Source organism: Enterobacter sp. A103 (genome assembly GCF_034427535.1).
GTDB classification, from domain to species: domain Bacteria; phylum Pseudomonadota; class Gammaproteobacteria; order Enterobacterales; family Enterobacteriaceae; genus Enterobacter; species Enterobacter asburiae_B.
This window is the reverse complement of record NZ_JAXQPQ010000001.1, coordinates 801,066-818,609: the sequence shown is the minus strand read 5'-3', so window position 1 is coordinate 818,609 and position 17,544 is coordinate 801,066. Positions and strand designations below refer to the sequence as shown.

Genomic DNA, 17,544 nt, shown 5'->3' with positions numbered 1-17,544 from the left:
AATGGCTATGAATACGCTCTATCAACACCTGGCGGGCGAGTCGCTCAGCGATGCGCTGGCGCGCCTTGAAGCTGAAATCAAAGCCCGTCCGGCGGATGCCGACCTCCGCGCCGCGTTCGTGCAGTTTTTAACCCTCAGCGGCAACTGGACGCGCGCGCTGACCCAGCTGAAAAGCTGGCTGGCGCTGAAGCCTCAGGCGAAGCCCACCGTCACGCTGCTGGAGCAATCCATTCAGGGCGAGCTGCAGCGCGCGCAGGTGATGGCGGGACAGGCGCGTCCGGCCATGCCTGAAGCCCAGTGGCCGTGGCTGACGACCCTGGCCGCGGCGCTGAGCGAGGAGGGCGAGCGCGCCCGGGCGCTGCGTCTTGACGCCCTCGATCGGGCTGAGGCCACCGCCGGCCAGATTATCCTCGAAAACGAGGAGACGCAGGCTTTCGAGTGGCTGATGGACGGTGATGCCCGTCTCGGCCCGGTCTGCGAAACCATCGTGAATGGCCGTTATTTCTGGCTGCCGTTCAGCGCTATGGCGGAGATCCGTTTCCAGGCACCCGCCAGCGTGACCGATCTGGTCTGGCGTCACGCGCTGGTGCGCCTGACCGACGGTACGGAGCAGGTGTGTCAGATCCCGGCGCGTTACCCGTTTGCTGCCGATGCCACTGATGCGGTCAGGCTGGGCCGCACCACAGAATGGCAGCCGCTCGACGAAGACGGCACCCTTTACGAAGGCAGGGGCCAGAAGGCCTGGCTGAGCGAGCAAAGCGAATACCCGCTGCTGTCCTTAAGCCTCGTGACGTTTGCGACGGATGGAGACGATGAGTAATCCCGCTGGCGAAGGCGATCTGCTGCGCAGCGGCTGGCAAGCCCGCAGCAGGCAGGAGAAGGTGGGGGCGCGCGACAAAATGCAGCCCTCGCTGCTGGATCGCCTCACCGATAACGACCCGGAAAAAAAACGCGAGTCGGCCAACAGCAATCTGATCACCCACGCCGCCCTGCGCCGCAACGTCCTGCGCGATCTGCAGTGGCTGTTTAACACCATCAACCACGATGCCTCCGGCGATTTGAGCGCCTTGCCGCACGTGAAGCGCTCTGTGGTCAACTTCGGCGTCGCGCCGCTGGCCGGGAAAAGAATGTCGGATATCGAATGGCACGACATTCAGCGCAAGCTCACCGAGGCCATCATCAATTTTGAGCCGCGCATTTTGCCGCAGGGGCTGCAGGTCCGCTGCGTGTCGGATACCTCCTCGCTGGATCTGCACAACGTGCTCTCCATCGAGATCAAAGGGCGTTTGTGGTGTGTGCCGTACCCGCTGGAGTTTCTGTTTCGTACCGATGTCGATCTGGAAAACGGCCATTTTGAACTGAAAGATGCGGGGTAATCATGGAAAGTAAACTGCTCGAATATTACAACCGCGAGCTGGCCTACCTGCGCGAAATGGGGGCCGAGTTTGCCGAACGCTACCCTAAGGTCGCCGGACGGCTGGGCATGCGCGGAATCGAAGTGGCGGACCCGTATACCGAACGTCTGATGGAGGGCTTCGCCTTCCTGACCTCCCGCGTGCAGATGAAAATGGACGCGGAGTTTCCGCGCTTCTCCCAGCGTCTGCTGGAGATGATTGCCCCTAACTATCTCGCGCCCACGCCGTCGATGGCGATCGCGGAGATTGAGCCCGACAGCAGCCGGGGCGACCTGAGCAAGGGCTTTATCGTGCCGCGCGGTACCATGATGGACAGCCTGGCGCTGAAAAAAACCGGCGTGACCTGCAGCTATACCACGGCGCACGAGGTCAACCTGCTGCCGCTGAAAATCGACAAGGTCGAGCTGGGCGGCGTGCCCGCCGATCTGCCGCTCGCGCAGCTGGGGCTGAGCCAGCGGGGGATCGGCAGCGCCTTAAGGATCCGCATCGCCTGCGACGGCCCGCAAAACCTCGGACACCTGGATTTCGACCGTCTGGAATTCTTCCTCGGCGGTCCGGATATTGAAGCGCTGAAGCTGCTGGAGCTGGTGATGGAGCATCACGCCGGGATCGTCTGTCAGACGGTCAGCCCGCAGCCGCAGCGACAGCTGCTGGCGTCGGACGCGCTGCGCCAGGAGGGCTTTGAGCCTGACCAGGCCCTGCTTCCGGACGATCTGCGCAACTTTGACGGCTATCGCCTGCTGCAGGAGTATTTCGCGTTTCCGGCCCGCTTCCGCTTCATTAGCCTGAGCGGTCTGGGCAAGCTTATCGAGCGCTGTGAAGGCGAAAAAGCCTTCGACATCTTCATTCTGCTGGATAAGTCGGATGAACAGCTGGAGCGCGTGGTTGATGCCAGCCATCTGGCGCTGCACTGTACCCCGGTCATCAACCTGTTCCCAAAGGTCGCGGCGCGTCAGAAGCTGAATGAAGGCCAGCATGAATACCATCTGGTGGTGGATAACATTCGTCCGCTGGATTATGAAATTTACGCGGTCAAAAAAATCTATGGCAGCGCGGACGGCCAGCGCGATGACCAGACGTTTCGTCCATTCTGGAGCACCTGGAGCGGCGATGCGGGCAACTACGGGGCCTATTTTTCCCTGCGCCGCGAACAGCGCGTGCTGTCCGAGCACGCCCTGCGCTACGGTACGCGCACCGGCTATATCGGCTCGGAGGTGTTTGTTTCGCTGGTGGATGAACAGCACGCCCCGTGGCAGGACAACCTGCGCTATATCTCTGCCGAGGTGCTCTGCACCAGCCGCGATCTGCCGCTGATGCTGCAGCAGGAGCTCGGGCAGTTCATTATGGCCGACTCCATGCCGGTGAAATCCCTCACCCTGCGTAAAGGCCCGACGCCGCCGCGCCCGGCGCTGGCGGAAGGGTTCAGCACCTGGCGGCTCATCAGCCAGCTGCAGATGAACTACCTCAGCCTGATGGACAGCGAAAACGAAGACGGCGCGGCCGCGCTGCGCCAGCTGTTAGGGCTGTACGCCAACCTGGCAGAAACGCCCGTTGCGCGTCAGGTGGAGGGGGTACGCCACTGCGTGCTGGAGCCGGTTCACCGCCGCGTGCCTGAACCCGGCCCGGTCGTTTTCGCCCGCGGGATCGGCATTACCCTGACGGTGGACGAGCGTGCCTTTTCCGGCGCCAGTCCGTGGCTTTTTGGCAGCGTGATGGAGCGTCTCTTTGCCCGCCTGGTGTCCATCAACAGCTTTACGGAGTTCACCCTGAAAAGCCAGCAGCGCGGCGAGATCGGCTACTGGGCGCCGCGCATGGGTAAAAGGGCGCTGATATGAGTGACGCTGCCACTGCACCGCTGCGCGTGCATCGCCTGACCCGGCTGCCGGACGCGTTCTGGCAAGGGGTTCGCGAGACGCCCTGGCGCTACGACCTGTTTCAGCTGTTAAGGCGCATTGATGCCCAGGGCGGCGAGCGCTACCCGCTGGGACGCGCGCCGCTGCCGAAGTTTGAGCCGCTGCGCATCGGCCAGCAGCCGTCGATGAGTTTTGCACCGTCGACGCTGGCTCAGGTCCGCCAGCGGGAGGAAAGCGGGCTCCACGAGGTGTCTATCCTCAGCTTCGGCCTGTTTGGCCCGAACGGCCCGCTGCCGGTCCATATGACCGAATACGCCCGCGAGCGGATTTATCATCATCAGGACACCAGCCTCAGCGCGTTTGCCGACCTGTTCCATCACCGCCTTGCGCTGCTGTTTTACCGCGCCTGGGCGGATGCGCAACCCACCGTCTCCCTCGATCGCGCTGATAACAGGCGCTTTGAGGGGTATCTGGCATCGCTGATTGGCATGGGCCAGCCGGGACAGATGAACAAAGGCAGCCTGAGCTCGCATGCCCGCTTTACCCACGCCGGGCACCTGACCCGTCACGGGCGGGATCCGGAGGGGCTGGAGAAGATCCTGCGCAGCTATTTTAAAGCGCCGGTCAAGCTGGTCAGCAACGTGCCGCAGTGGATGCCGCTTTCCACGCGCGAGCAGGCGCAGCTGGGAGCAGGACGCCGCATGCCGCGCATGGGGGAATCCGCCTTTCTCGGCGTTGCCGTCCGCGACGTGCAGCACAAGTTTCGCATCGAAATTGGCCCGCTGAGCGCGGAGGAGTATAACCGTTTTCTGCCGGGTGAAGCGTGGGTCACCGAGCTGCGCGACTGGGTGCGTCAGTACGCCGGGGTGGAGTTTGAATGGGAAACGCGGGTGATCCTGCGTGAAGACGCGGTGCAGGGCACCACGCTCGGCAGCAATGGGCGATTAGGCTATAACACCTGGCTGGGCCTTCAGCCGCAGCCTGTCCCGCGTGGCGATCTGGTGTATCGCGCAGAGCGGTAATCCTTCCGTATACCGAATCATTGTTAATGGAAACTAACATGTCAGAAATTAGCCGTGCCGTGCTTTTCGGCAAACTGGATACGCTGTTATTTACCTCTCTGGAAAGCGCCACTGCGTTCTGCAAGCTGCGCGGCAACCCGTACGTTGAGCTGGTGCACTGGCTGCATCAGCTGATGCAGCAGCAGGATGGCGATCTGCAGCAGGTCATCCGCCACTTTGCCCTCGATGAACAGCAGCTGACCCGCGATATCGTGGCCGCGCTGGATGTCCTTCCGCGTGGCGCCAGTTCCGTTTCCGATCTCTCCGAGCATATCGACAGCGCCGTGGAGCGCGCCTGGGTGTTTGGATCGCTGAAGTTTGGCGTCAGCCGTATTCGCGGCGGTCATTTGCTGATCGGCATGCTGAAAACCTGGAATCTGGCCAACGTGCTGAAAAGCATCTCGTCGCAGTTCACCCGCCTGAACGTCGAGGTGCTGATTGAGCAGTTCGACGCGATTTGCGCCAACAGCAAAGAGACGCAGCAGGCCGCTGCCGCCGCAGACGCACCGGCGGGTACGGTACCGGCGGCGCAGGGGACGCTGGCCCAGTACGGCCAGGACCTGACCGCCCGCGCCCGCGAAGGGAAGATTGACCCGGTTGTCGGGCGCGACGAGGAGATCCGCCAGATGGTGGATATCCTGATGCGTCGCCGCCAGAACAACCCGCTGCTGACCGGGGAAGCCGGGGTCGGGAAAACGGCGGTGGTGGAAGGGCTGGCGCTGCGTATTGCCGACGGCGACGTTCCGGAGCCGCTGCAAAATATTCAGCTGTGGCTGCTGGATATCGGCATGCTGCAGGCTGGCGCAGGCATGAAAGGCGAGTTTGAAGCCCGTCTGCAGGCGCTCATTAACGAAGTCCAGTCCAGCGCCACGCCAATCATTCTGTTTATCGATGAGATCCACACCCTGATTGGCGCAGGCGGCCAGCAGGGGACCGGCGATGCGGCGAACCTGCTGAAGCCCGCGCTGGCGCGAGGTCAGCTGCGCACCATCGGCGCCACCACCTGGGCGGAATACAAAAAATACATCGAGAAAGACCCGGCGCTGACCCGTCGTTTCCAGACGGTGCAGGTCCACGAGCCGGACGAAGCGAAAGCCATTCTGATGCTGCGCAGCACCGTGTCGCCGCTGGAGACGCACCACCAGGTGCTGCTGCTCGACGAAGCGGTCAGCGCGGCGGTGAAGCTGTCGCATCGTTACATCCCGGCGCGTCAGCTGCCGGATAAAGCCGTTGCGCTGCTCGACACCGCCTGCGCCCGTGTCGCGGTCAGCCAGAGCGCGCCCCCTGCGCAGCTGGAAGACTGCCTGCGCCACCTTGCCGCGCTGGACGTGGAAATTGAGATTGCTGAACGCGAAGCGCGCGTGGGAGCCGGTGACGCCGATCGCGTAACCGCTTTACTCGCCGAACGCGACGCGTATGAGACAAAACGCGAAGCCCTGGCCCAGCGCTGGGAAGAAGAGCGCAGCCTGGTGCAGGAGATTATCCGCCTGCGCGCGGCGCTGTTCGCGGCGGGCGATGACGATAGCGCCGAGCTGCGCGGCCAGCTGGCGGAACAGCAGCAGGCGCTGAACGCCCTGCAGGGCGATGAGCCGCTGCTGTTTGCGGCGGTGGATGAAAACGTGGTTGCCGCGGTGGTCTCTGACTGGACCGGGATCCCGCTGGGCCGGATGGTGAAAAACGAGATCGACGCGGTGCTCAACCTCGCCGACACGCTTAACCAGCGCGTTATCGGCCAGCGTCACGGTCTGGATCTCATTGCCCGCCGCGTGAAAACCTCGCGGGCGAAGCTCGACGATCCGAACAAACCGGTGGGCGTCTTTATGCTGTGCGGCCCGTCCGGCGTCGGTAAAACCGAAACCGCGCTGGCGCTCGCGGAATCCCTGTACGGCGGCGAGCAGAACGTTATCACCATCAACATGAGTGAGTTCCAGGAAGCGCACACCGTTTCCACCTTAAAAGGTGCGCCTCCGGGGTACGTAGGGTATGGTGAAGGCGGCGTGTTGACCGAGGCCGTGCGCCGCCGCCCGTACAGCGTGGTGCTGCTGGACGAAATTGAAAAAGCGCACCCGGACGTCCACGAGATCTTCTTCCAGGTCTTTGATAAAGGCTGGATGGAAGACGGCGAGGGGCGCCACATCGATTTCCGCAACACCATCATTATTCTGACCTCCAACGTCGGCACCGACCTGATTAGCGCCATGTGCGCCGATCCGGAGCTGATGCCGGAGCCTGATGCGTTAAGCGGCGCCCTGCGCCAGCCGCTGCTGGAGGTCTTCCCACCGGCGCTGCTGGGCCGCCTGCTGGTGGTGCCGTACTACCCGCTCAGCGACGAGATGCTGGGGCAGATTGTTCGCCTGCAGCTCAAGCGCATTCAGCGTCGTCTGGAAGAGAATCACAGCATTATTTCTGAGTTTGACGACAGCGTGGTGGAACAGATTGTTCAGCGCTGTACCGAGGTGGAGTCCGGGGGCCGCATGGTGGATGCTATTCTGACCAACACCTTGCTGCCTCAGATGAGCCAGATCTTACTTACCGCCAGCCGCAGCGACGAGCAGTACCGACGTCTGCACGTCACCTGCGAGCAGGGCGAGTTTCACTGTCAGTTTGCCGCGTAATAATCATCAAGAGAACTGTAAAAGATGACGGATAATGATAACAATCGGACTGTCCCAAACGCGCTCCCGGTCGGGTACCGCTTCAACGAGTTTGAAATCAAAGAGGTGATCGGCGGCGGCGGTTTTGGCATCGTCTATCGCGCGTGGGATCACCAGCTCGAACGCACTATCGCTATCAAAGAATTTATGCCTTCCTCGCTCGCCGTGCGCGGCGACGACATGACCCTTGTGCTGCGCAGCGAGCGTTTTGGCAAAGCGTTTTCCGCAGGCCTGAACAGCTTTATTCAGGAGGCGCGTCTGCTGGCGCGCTTTAACCACCCGAACCTGCTGCACGTTCTGCGTTTCTGGGTGCAAAACGACACGGCCTACATGGGGACGCTGTTTTACAGCGGCACCACGCTTTCGCGCCTGCGCGAGGAAAAGCCGGAGCTGATCAACGAGGCCTGGATCCGCCGCACGCTGCCGATGCTGTTCGGTGCGATCAAGACCATCCATAACGAAGGCTATCTGCACCGCGACATCTCGCTGGATAACATTCAGATCCAGGATAACGGCCTGCCGGTGCTGCTTGATTTCGGCTCCGCGCGCCGCACCATCGGTAACCTTTCCGATGAAACGGAAACCATGCTGCGCCCGGGCTTTGCGCCGATCGAGCAGTACACCGACGATAACGAAAGCGAGCAGGGCCCGTGGACGGATATTTACGCCCTCGGCGCGGTGCTGCGTACCCTGATTGTGGGTTCTCCGCCGCCGGTCAGCGTGGTGCGCTCGATTCAGGATACCTGCAAACCGCTGGTGGAAATCATGCCGCAGGGCTATTCCATTCCGCTGCTGCAGGCCATCGACCGCGCGCTGGCGCTGCACATGGAGGACCGTCCGCAGTCCATCGACGAGTTCGCCGCGCTGATAGAGATGCCGGTCGCCGGGATCAACGACGTGCTGACGGCGAAAAAGCCCGGCACGATGCTGGTTCCGGTCGAAGACGAAAAACCGGCTTCGCTGCTCGACTGGCGCCGCTACAAGATCCCGGGCATGGTTGCCGCAGGCGTGCTGGTGGGTATTGTCGCCGGGGCGATGCTGTTCAGCGGCGGTAACGATGCTCCCGAGCAGGCGGCACAGGCACCGGCAGAGACGCGTCCGACTGAAACCGCCGCAAACGCGCCGGACGTGAAGCCGGAAACGGCGAAGGTTAACGAGCAGGCGACGGCCCAGCAGACTCCGCCGCCTGTGGAGAGCCCGGTTGCGCTGGTCTATATCCGCATCCTCGACGGCGAAACGCTGAAAGTGAACGGCGAGCCAAAAGCGCTGCGTCCGGCGACCAACGGCTATGCATCGCTCAAGCTGCCGGCCGGTGAGGTGAAGATTGAACTGCAGGGCAACGGAAGAACGCGTGGCCAGACGCTGGATATCACCAAGCCGGGCACCTGGCTGGTGAACCCTTAGAATTACGCTCAGTCACAGATGCGAACCTCTTTTCTGAATCGCATAAGCTAGATGGAATAAAGATTATGCTCAACCGAATTACCGTTCAGCTCCCGGTGGAGGGGCTTCTGTTCTGGAAACTGACGGGCCGCGAGGCGATGTCCGAGTCGTTCGCGCTGACGCTGACCGTGCTCGGCACGGACGCGCGCATCGATCGCAGCAAGCTGCTGGGCCAGCCGGTCACGGTGACCATCCCGACGCAGAACCTGCTGACGTCCCGCTATGTTAACGGCAAAATTACCCGCGTGGCGGTCAGCGCCGTCGAGCTGACGGGCACCCGCTATGCGGTGTACCAGCTGACGGTTGAGCCGGACCTGTGGCCGATGAAGCGCGACCGTAACCTGCGTATCTTCCAGGGGCAGACGGTGCCGCAGATTGTGAAAACCCTGCTGGGCGAGCATCAGGTTAACGTTGAGGATAAACTCACCGGCAGCTACCGGGTGTGGGACTACTGCGTGCAGTATCAGGAGTCGAGCCTGGACTTCATCAGCCGCCTGATGGAGCTGGAGGGGATTGCCTATCACTTCAGCCACGAGGCGGACAAACACACCCTGGTGCTCACCGACGCCGCCACGCAGCATCAGCCGTTCAGCGGCTATGAGGTCATTCCTTACCACCAGACGCCGTCCGGCGGCAGTACGGACGAAGAGGGCATCAGCCAGTGGGCGCTGGAGGATAGCGTGACGCCGGGGATTTACAGCCTCGACGACTATGACTTCCGCAAGCCGAACGCGTGGCTGTTCCAGGCCCAGCAGAACCCGGCGTCGCCGAAGCCGGGCAGCATCGACGTGTACGACTGGCCGGGTCGCTTTGTGGACAAAGGCCACGGGGAGTTTTATGCCCGTATTCGTCAGGAACGCTGGCAGGTGGAGCATCAGCAGATTCAGGCCACCGCCACGGCGGCGGGGATTGCGCCCGGGCACACCTTCACCTTAACCAACGCGCCGTTCTTCAGCGACAACGGCGAGTATCTGGTGACGGCGGCGGGTTACCACTTCGAAGAGAACCGCTACGCGAGCGGCGAGGGTGAAACCATTCACCGCACCGATTTTACGGTCATCCCGTCGGCGGTGGTGTACCGTCCGGCGCAGACCACGGCGTGGCCGCGCACCTACGGCCCGCAGACCGCGAAAGTGGTGGGGCCGAAGGGCGAGAGTATCTGGACGGACAAATACGGCCGCGTGAAGGTGAAGTTTCACTGGGACCGCCTGGCGAAGGGCGATGACACCAGCTCCTGCTGGGTGCGCGTGTCGAGCGCGTGGGCGGGCCAGGGCTACGGCGGGGTGCAGATCCCGCGCGTCGGCGATGAGGTGGTGGTGGACTTTATCAACGGCGATCCGGACCGTCCGATTATTACCGGTCGCGTGTACAACGACGCGAGCATGCCGCCGTGGGCGCTGCCTGCCGCCGCGACGCAGATGGGCTTTATGAGCCGCACGAAAGACGGTTCCGTCGACAATGCCAACGCCCTGCGGTTTGAGGATAAAGCGGGCGCAGAGCAGGTGTGGATCCAGGCCGAGCGCAACATGGACACCAGCGTTAAAAACGATGAAACGCACAGCGTCGGCGGGGCGCGCAGCCATTACGTGAAGAAAAATGAACTGCACCGCGTGGAAGCGAACCAGACTCAGGCCGTGAAAGGTGGAACCGAGATCCTGACGGGGAAAGGCAAGCTGGATGCGGCGGTGGAGCAGTATGTGATTGCTTCCGGGACGAAGCTGCGGCTGGTCTCAGGTGAAAGCGCCATTGAGCTGAATGCCAACGGCAAGATTAACCTGATCGGCAAAGAGTTTAACTTCTTCGTGGAAGGGGATGGGTATATCACCACGGGCGGTAAGCTGCATCTGAATACCTCTGGCACCAAGCCGGGCACAACGGCACCAGGATCGGGGCATAAAGGGGATATTGATGCGGCGGTGCAGGCGAAATTTACGCCGGGAAAGGAGAATAAGGCAGGTGCGGCTGCAAGCGCGCCTGCCGAAACCTCTAAAACTGCAACACCCCCATCATCAGGTGTGCCTTCAAGCGGATATGGCAAGGATGTAGATAGTCTTGTCGATAAATCACCGACCATGAAAAATGACATAGCTACGTTAAAGAAACGAGGCTGGACATTTGAAGAAGGTGAAGCAGGTAAGGGGACGTTTGCCAATCGTCAAAAGCGAGTTATTACCGTTGATAAAAACGAGCTCGGTAATCCGAATGCGGTTGTTCAGTCTCTGTCACATGAAAGTGGTCACGCTTTATATGAACCCAACATTGATTTTTCTTCGCGCGACGCCTATCTCAACAGCACACTCAGTGATGAAGGCGCTGCAACGTTAAACAATATCCGGGTCCAACGCGAAATCATAGCCAACAAGGGTGGGGATATTGGTATTGCGGGCAATCCGGTAAATCAGACACAATATAATCGTATCTATGATTCTCTCGAACGTGGGGCTATAAAGGAAAGTGAAGCGCGTACGCAGATAGGCCGTATCTTTGGCAAAGGCGAACAAACGTCCACCACGGGGCAATATTACGAAGATTATTATGGCGGTTGGTATGATAAAAATTATCCATAGTCTAAAAACGTGTGCGGTGCTTGCGGCTTTATTAACGACGGGAATGGCAGGAGGTAACATGCAGAAACAGGATCTTTGGCAGTTCATTGCAAAAATGAGCGCATCACTCAAAACGTTGTCCGTTAACAGTCTGGATAACGCTCCGTTGTCATTCAGGCTAACGAAACAGAATGAATATATCAATTTCTACAATGCCGACGATATCAAACTGGCGGATGGAACGAACATTACTGCAATTGATTTACGTTTAAGTAAAGAAAGTGACGGTATGGCACCGTTACTGAATTTTTCACCGTCCGGCCAGTGCATCACTCTCGATACTGTTAAAAAGCATTATCCGCAGCTGACGTTAACTGATTATCCACGAGGCCGCTCTGAGAACGAAGTGACCAGTTATACAGCGCCAAAAGATATGAATGGACAAAAGGTGAGCTTCAGTTTCACCGTGAAAAATCCTGACTGTCTGGGTTCAGTCGTCATAAGCGCCGAATAAGAAACGCTGCTTCCATGTCCTGGCGATGTTTCCAGTGGTGAGAAGCGCAATAAATATTCATTAAATGACAATTAATGTGAAAAAACATACTCCGACATTTCTTTGTTCTGCCCTGATGTTTACCTGTCTGAGCAGCAATGTGGTTTTGGCAGAAGCTATGCCGCCCGTTCTGACAAAACAGGATCTTTCCGTCAAGGTCAAAGGCCAGCCTGTCGCATTAGGCGACAGATGGACTCCTGATATTGCCCGTAAAATTGACGTGCCGCTTGAAGGCCATTTTGTCGGTGAGGTTCCTTTTGACGGAACCCAATATAAGTTCTTCCAGCATCAAAAGGCTGGTTTAGAAATATTCACTTCCAATCTCTGGTGGGATAAAGCAGAAAGAAGCGTTGATGATTATATCGTCTCCCAGATTACGCTGACTGCCTCAGATATTTTAACGCCGCGTGGAGTTCATGTGGGTTCAACAATCAGAGCACTGAACAATGCATACGGCGATGGCCAGGTTGAAAATGATTCCGGGGAGCAGTGGATTTCCTATGAATTGGGTAAGAAATTGCTCTCTTTTGAGGTTAAAGACAGTAAGGTTGTGAAAATAACCATGAATTACGAAAATGGTTCTTCAGAGTGATTTATGACCAAAAAATATCTGGCAGCCGTATTGTTCACGGCTTTATTGGCTGGCGTTGTTGAAACGTCATCGGCGCTTGAATTATCGCAATACAATAAGCTCGAAACGGTTAGCCGCATCGTTAACGACAGCGAAGTAACAGACAGTCTCAGGACGTTGCTGGGAAATCATTACCAGATCTTTATTGATAACTTTGATGTCTTCGGTGAACCGCATACCACCGCAGGTGGCGGATTGTTTGTTGAAGGCTGGCTAAAAGATCTCTATCTGGAGAACGCGTCAGCGCTGGTTATCGATCCTGACGGCAAAATCTTTGCGGCCTGGGTGGTTCCGGAGTCGGACGTTATTCATTACCAGTCTTCAGATAATAGCCCGGTTATTAATGCCGATATTCAGCAGTGGGCTGCCAGATTTGATGCGATGCATTTTGCAACGAACAAATAATCAAGATTATGCACCTGCGAAATTGGCTGTTAGCAAAGGCAGCCATGTTTTAGTCGAACAGTCAGGTCAATGGCGTAAATAATAAAACAGCCAGCCAGAGGGCCAGCATGGATTGGCCTTTTTGTTTCTCACAATATTAATCATCCCGAGTTCACTTATGAAATACACCCTCCAGGAAGGTTCGTTTTCCCTTTTTCCTGCTGCCTGGCAGGATAACAGCATGAATATTATTCGCGATGACGAAAGCGGGCTGTCAGTGGTGGTCAGCCGCGGCGTTATCCCCGATGGCAGCGACTATGAACAAGAGTTCCACCGCCAGTGGGATGTGCTGCGTCCTCAGATGGGCGAAATTGCCCAGAGCGAATTCCGGAATGTAAAAGCCGGGCCTGACGGAAAAATTAACGGGCTGGAAGTTGAGACCACCTTTGACCGTAACGGGCAGCGCCTGTGGCAAAAACAGCTGGCCGTACATACGCCGGGTAAACCGGTATTGATGATTTTTACCCTCTCGGCACTCAGGGCATTCACCGAAGAGGACGAGGTGCGCTGGAGCGCGCTTAAGCAGAGTCTGACGCTAAACGACAACCGGAATGTGTAAGGCATGAGCGATAACAACGCGGCCCGTAAGGGCGACGAGATTATTCACTCCAGCATTTTTGCTGACATCACCAGCATTGTGGCAGAAGGTGCCGCCTATGCGGTGATCGGCGCGGCGGTAGGCGCAGCTGCAACCGTAGCGGCGCCATTGCTGGGCGCAGGGGCGGCCGCAGCGGGCGTGGCAGCAATTGGATCCAGCTGTCTGTTAAGCGGGATTATCGGTGGCGTGCTGGCGAACGTCGCGGGGATCACCGACGATATCAGCAACGCCGCGGAAGGATTAGGCAATGCGCTTTTCCCGCCGTCGCCTGCGGGTAAAATCACTACCGGTTCCAGTAACGTTCTCACCAACGCAATCCCCGCCGCGCGCGCGGCAGGCACGCTGACGCCCGCCGATACGCCGTCTCCTGAGCCGCAGTCGCCGGGCAGCTTTGCCGATTACGCGGGCATGCTGCTTTCCGCCGCCGGACAGTTTGGCAGCGAAATGTGGCAGCCGAGCGTGGCCTCTGCCGCCGCGGGAACCTCGCCGCTGGAAGAAGACAAGGTGGTGTGCGAAAAGCACTCCGGGCCGCAGTATCTGGCGGAAGGCTCTAAAAGCGTCTTCATCAACGGGCAGCCCGCGGTGCGCGCCAAAGATCGCACCACCTGCGAAGGCACCGTTTCCGACGACGTCTCCCCGAACGTAATCATCGGCGGGGACACGCTCACGGTTCGCGATATCAAAAGCGGTAAAACGCCGGGTCTGGCGCTGGGGATGATTGCGCTCTCCCTGCTGCGCGGGCGTCCGGGCAAGATCCTGAAAAACATGCCCTGTGCGCTGGCGGCGGCCGGCGGCGGGATGCTAGCCGATATGGCGGTGAATGCCGTGTTTGGCTCCTCGCACCCGGTTCACGCCGCCACCGGCGTGAAGGTGCTGAATGACGACGACGAGCTCGACTTCTCGCTGCCGGGGCGCTTTCCGCTTCGCTGGCAGCGCAGCTACAACAGCCTGACCACCCGGGAAGGGCTGTTCGGTCTGGGCTGGGCAACGACCTTTGACAGCTATCTCACGCTGGAGGACAACAACGCCACCTGGTTCGACGAAACCGGGCGCGAGCTGAGCTTCGAGCTGCCGCCTGTCGACCGCGCGTTTTACAGCATCAGCGAAGGCATCATTATCCGCCGCAATGAGAGCGGCGACGTGGCGATTGCCGACGATGACGGCGCGGTGTGGCGTCTGTATAAACCGACCCGGGCGAATCCATCTATCCTGCGTCTGGCCTCCCTCAGCGACGAATACGGCAACGCGCTGCTGACGGAGTGGGACGAGCACGGCAGGCTGGTCGGCCTTCACGACGAGCCGCGGGCGATAGACGTCACTCTGCGCTATGAAGATGAACGTTTCCCGCAGCGCGTTACCGCAGCCAGCCATTTCGACGGCAGCCAGACATGGCCGCTGATGCAGTGGGGCTACGACGCGTGCGGCCAGCTGGCGAGCGCGACGGATGCCTCCGGCGTGGTGACGCGTGAATACCGCTATAACGAGCAAGGGCTGATGGTCTGGCACCGGATGCCGGGCGGTCTGGAGAGCGAATACCGCTGGAAAAAATTCGACCACTGGCGCGTGGTGGAAAACCGCACCAGCACCGGCGACGGCTGCCGCTTTAGCTACGATTTAGCCGCCGGGCTGACGACCGTCGAGCACTACGACGGCCAGACGCGCCGCCACTACTGGAACGCGCAGAATCTGATTGTCCGCTACGTTGACGAGCGCGGTGAAAACTGGCGCTACGAGTGGGACGAGAACGAGCTTCTGACGCGCCGCATCGATCCGCTCGGCAATGCCGTTACCTTCGTCTACGACGAAATGGGCAACCGGGTTCAGGAGATCGACGCCGACGGCAATACCCGCACCACCGCCTGGCTGGAACACCGCGCGCTTCCTGCGGCCATTATCGAAGCCGACGGCAGCGCCACCCGGTTCTGGTACGACGAACATCACGGGCTTAAGCGCGTGGTGGACCCGATGGGGCAGACCACGCAGCTGCGCCGGGACGAGTTCGGCCAGGTCGTTGAAGAGGTCGATGCCGCCGGAAACAGCCGCTACCAGGAGTACAACGAGGCCGGGCAGATCGTTCGCTCGACGGACTGTTCCGGGCGTATTACCCGCTACCGCTATCACCCGCTGGGCTGGCTGGTGGCCGAGACTGGCGCCGACGGGGAAGAGACGCGATATCGCTACGACGCCGCAGGGCGTCCGGTGCAGCTCGATCGCCCGGAAGGCTGGACGGAATCGCTCAAATGGAACGAACGTGGCCTGCCGGTGAAGCATGCGGGCGCCGACGGTAAAGAGAGTGAGTTCAGATATGATGCGGCAGGGCGATTAACCGCGACGCGTAATACCCAGGGTGAAGAGGTCCGTCGCCGCTGGGACAGCCGCGGGCGTCTGATTGCCCTGGAAAATGAAAACGGCGAAGCGTATCAGTTCCGCTGGGGCGCGGACTCGCTGCTGCTGGAAGAGGTGGGGCTCGATGGCGTAGCCTCGCAGTATCGCTATGACGCCTGCGGACGCACGATAGCACGCACGTTTGCCGCCGGTCATCCGGATGCCATCACCCATGCCTTCGCCTGGAGCGCGAGCGGCCAGCTGGTCGCCCGCACCACGCCGGAGGGGCAGACACGCTATCACTACACGCCGTCCGGGCTGTTAAGCCGGATTGGGCTGTATCCTGCGCTTGCAGCCGACGCGTGGACCACCGAGGCAGAGCAGGAGCTCGCCTTTGAGTATGACGCACTCGGTCGCGTGACGCGCGAGGCGGGCGAGCACGGCGAGCTGGCGTGGGAGTATGACGCGCTGGGCAACCGCACCTCCGTCACGCTGCCCGATGGCCGCGAGCTGAAGCAGTTTTACTACGGCAGCGGGCATCTGCTCAGCATTGCCCTCGATAAGCTGTCGGTCTCCGACTTTACCCGCGACGAACTCCACCGGGAGACCAGCCGCACTCAGGGGCTGCTGACCACCCGCAGCGAATACGATCGTCTTGGGCGACTGCATCGCCGGGACGTCTTTACCGGCAATGCCCAGCGCCCGTCGCCGCGCCGCTGGTCCCGCCGCTGGGATTACGACTACCGCAATAACCTGGTGCGGGAAGAGCGGGACGATAACCCGTTCAGCTGGTACCGCTGGCAGTACGACAGCGCCGGGCGTCTGCTGGTTCAGGACGGCACGCTGCCCGGACAGGAGCAGTGGCGCTGGGATGCTGCCGGTAACCCGCTGGAAGGGGCTGCTGAGAAGGTCACGCACAACCGCCTGACGCAGCTTAACGGCATTCGCTGGCGCTATGACATCCACGGCCGCACCGTGGAAAAAGATAACGGCCAGACCCGCTGGCACTACCGCTACGACGGTGAACATCGCCTGACGGAGGTCATCAGCCAGCCGCGGGACCGCAACAAACCGCAGACGCAGGTCAGCTTCCGCTACGATCCGCTCGGGCGACGCATCAGCAAAACGCGACGCCAGATTCTGGGCGGACAGCCAACCGGCAAGCCGGTCACCACCCGGTTTGTCTGGGAAGGGTTCCGCCTGTTGCAGGAGGTACACGGGGATGTGCCGCTCACCTACGTCTACAGCGATCAGGACAGCTACGATCCGCTGGCGCGTATCGATGGCGTGGATGCTCCGGAGATCTTCTGGTTCCACTGCCAGCCCAACGGCACGCCGGAGCGGATGACGGATATCGAAGGTCAGGTGCGCTGGGAAGGGGTGAACAGCGCCTGGGGCAAGCTGCTGCGGGAAAGCGAGACGCAGGTATCAGGATATTCTCAGAACCTGCGCATGCAGGGGCAATACCTGGACCGTGAGACAGGGCTGCACTACAATCTGTTCCGTTATTATGACCCGGACTGCGGGCGGTTTACGCAGCAGGACCCGATAGGACTGGCGGGGGGGATTAACCTTTACCAGTATGCGCCGAACGCGCTGGGTTGGGTGGATCCGTGGGGGTTGGCATTAAAGGGAGTTGACTTTACAGGAAGTCCAGATCTTTTCCCTACCAATGGAACGAAACAGAATATTGTATCTATTACAATGCAAGGAACTCGAGATAGAGATTTCACCGAGGCTTTCAAGGCAGCCGGTATTTCTAAAAGCGAAGCAACCGGATATACATGGCATCATGTCGATGACTTTGACCCAGCCACAGGAAGGACAACAATGCAATTAGTAAAAACTTCTGCGCATGAAGCTACTTTCCCACATAAAGGCTCAGTCTCACAATTCGAGAAATATTTTGGCGTAAAATATGGTTCCCAAGAAGCCATTGCTGTTTCTCATTCTAAAGGCTGGTTGAAGGGGCGTGTCCCGAAAAAATTGCGTGCAAACTGTCACCAGTGAGGTATAAATCT

At 59.7% G+C, this 17,544-nt stretch carries 12 protein-coding genes; all 12 read left to right on the top strand.

Translation table 11 applies throughout. From position 1 onward, the window contains the following. Positions 1-7 precede the first annotated feature (7 nt). The 12 genes from SPH27_RS03950 to SPH27_RS03895 all read left to right on the top strand — a co-directional run bounded on the left by SPH27_RS03950 (position 8) and on the right by SPH27_RS03895 (position 17,533). The gene (locus SPH27_RS03950) at positions 8-820 is read left to right on the top strand and encodes a type VI secretion system accessory protein TagJ (protein ID WP_182072488.1); all 813 of its coding nucleotides are present in this window, start codon (positions 8-10) and stop codon (positions 818-820) included. Beyond that, positions 813-1,376 carry a type VI secretion system baseplate subunit TssE gene (tssE, locus tag SPH27_RS03945; protein WP_023312148.1) on the top strand — a complete coding sequence of 188 codons (564 nt, stop codon included), beginning with the start codon at positions 813-815 and terminating at the stop codon, positions 1,374-1,376. Before SPH27_RS03950 ends, tssE begins: the two co-directional genes overlap by 8 nt. A 2-nt stretch (positions 1,377-1,378) precedes the next feature. Further along, entirely contained in the window at positions 1,379-3,250 is a 1,872-nt protein-coding gene (gene tssF, locus SPH27_RS03940) for a type VI secretion system baseplate subunit TssF (RefSeq protein ID WP_063440441.1), read from the top strand. Beyond that, the gene (gene tssG / locus SPH27_RS03935; protein WP_039263600.1) at positions 3,247-4,290 is read left to right on the top strand and encodes a type VI secretion system baseplate subunit TssG; all 1,044 of its coding nucleotides are present in this window, start codon (positions 3,247-3,249) and stop codon (positions 4,288-4,290) included. The genes tssF and tssG overlap by 4 nt, the downstream gene beginning before the upstream one ends. Before the next feature lie 38 nt (positions 4,291-4,328). Further along, positions 4,329-6,944, top strand: a complete 2,616-nt coding sequence (gene tssH, locus SPH27_RS03930) for a type VI secretion system ATPase TssH (RefSeq protein ID WP_033145786.1) — start codon at positions 4,329-4,331, stop codon at positions 6,942-6,944. Positions 6,945-6,968: 24 nt separating this feature from the next. Next, positions 6,969-8,387 carry a serine/threonine protein kinase gene (locus tag SPH27_RS03925; protein WP_047652261.1) on the top strand — a complete coding sequence of 473 codons (1,419 nt, stop codon included), beginning with the start codon at positions 6,969-6,971 and terminating at the stop codon, positions 8,385-8,387. Positions 8,388-8,452: 65 nt separating this feature from the next. Further along, the gene (locus tag SPH27_RS03920; protein ID WP_069302970.1) at positions 8,453-10,993 is read left to right on the top strand and encodes a type VI secretion system Vgr family protein; all 2,541 of its coding nucleotides are present in this window, start codon (positions 8,453-8,455) and stop codon (positions 10,991-10,993) included. 58 nt (positions 10,994-11,051) lie between these two features. Beyond that, on the top strand, positions 11,052-11,486 hold the full coding sequence (locus SPH27_RS03915) for a hypothetical protein (protein WP_232937791.1): 435 nt from the start codon (positions 11,052-11,054) through the stop codon (positions 11,484-11,486). A 76-nt stretch (positions 11,487-11,562) separates the two neighbouring features. After that, positions 11,563-12,117, top strand: coding sequence for a hypothetical protein (locus SPH27_RS03910; RefSeq protein ID WP_233476948.1), 555 nt, complete (start codon positions 11,563-11,565; stop codon positions 12,115-12,117). Between the two features lie 3 nt (positions 12,118-12,120). Continuing rightward, entirely contained in the window at positions 12,121-12,561 is a 441-nt protein-coding gene (locus SPH27_RS03905; RefSeq protein ID WP_404851807.1) for a hypothetical protein, read from the top strand. 157 nt (positions 12,562-12,718) lie between these two features. Beyond that, entirely contained in the window at positions 12,719-13,159 is a 441-nt protein-coding gene (locus SPH27_RS03900) for a DcrB-related protein (RefSeq protein WP_182072493.1), read from the top strand. Between the two features lie 3 nt (positions 13,160-13,162). Further along, a complete protein-coding gene (locus SPH27_RS03895) occupies positions 13,163-17,533 on the top strand; it encodes an RHS repeat-associated core domain-containing protein (RefSeq protein WP_182072495.1) in 4,371 nt (1,456 codons plus the stop codon). The last annotated feature ends 11 nt before the right edge of the window (positions 17,534-17,544 follow it).

Excerpts from the sequence above, each read along its gene's own strand:
- SPH27_RS03950 (WP_182072488.1), top strand. The coding sequence starts at position 8 with ATGAATACGCTCTATCAACACCTGGCGGGCGAGTCGCTCAGCGATGCG.
- tssE (WP_023312148.1), top strand. The coding sequence starts at position 813 with ATGAGTAATCCCGCTGGCGAAGGCGATCTGCTGCGCAGCGGCTGGCAA.
- tssF (WP_063440441.1), top strand. The coding sequence starts at position 1,379 with ATGGAAAGTAAACTGCTCGAATATTACAACCGCGAGCTGGCCTACCTG.
- tssG (WP_039263600.1), top strand. The coding sequence starts at position 3,247 with ATGAGTGACGCTGCCACTGCACCGCTGCGCGTGCATCGCCTGACCCGG.
- tssH (WP_033145786.1), top strand. The coding sequence starts at position 4,329 with ATGTCAGAAATTAGCCGTGCCGTGCTTTTCGGCAAACTGGATACGCTG.
- SPH27_RS03925 (WP_047652261.1), top strand. The coding sequence starts at position 6,969 with ATGACGGATAATGATAACAATCGGACTGTCCCAAACGCGCTCCCGGTC.
- SPH27_RS03920 (WP_069302970.1), top strand. The coding sequence starts at position 8,453 with ATGCTCAACCGAATTACCGTTCAGCTCCCGGTGGAGGGGCTTCTGTTC.
- SPH27_RS03915 (WP_232937791.1), top strand. The coding sequence starts at position 11,052 with ATGCAGAAACAGGATCTTTGGCAGTTCATTGCAAAAATGAGCGCATCA.
- SPH27_RS03905 (WP_404851807.1), top strand. The coding sequence starts at position 12,121 with ATGACCAAAAAATATCTGGCAGCCGTATTGTTCACGGCTTTATTGGCT.
- SPH27_RS03900 (WP_182072493.1), top strand. The coding sequence starts at position 12,719 with ATGAAATACACCCTCCAGGAAGGTTCGTTTTCCCTTTTTCCTGCTGCC.
- SPH27_RS03895 (WP_182072495.1), top strand. The coding sequence starts at position 13,163 with ATGAGCGATAACAACGCGGCCCGTAAGGGCGACGAGATTATTCACTCC.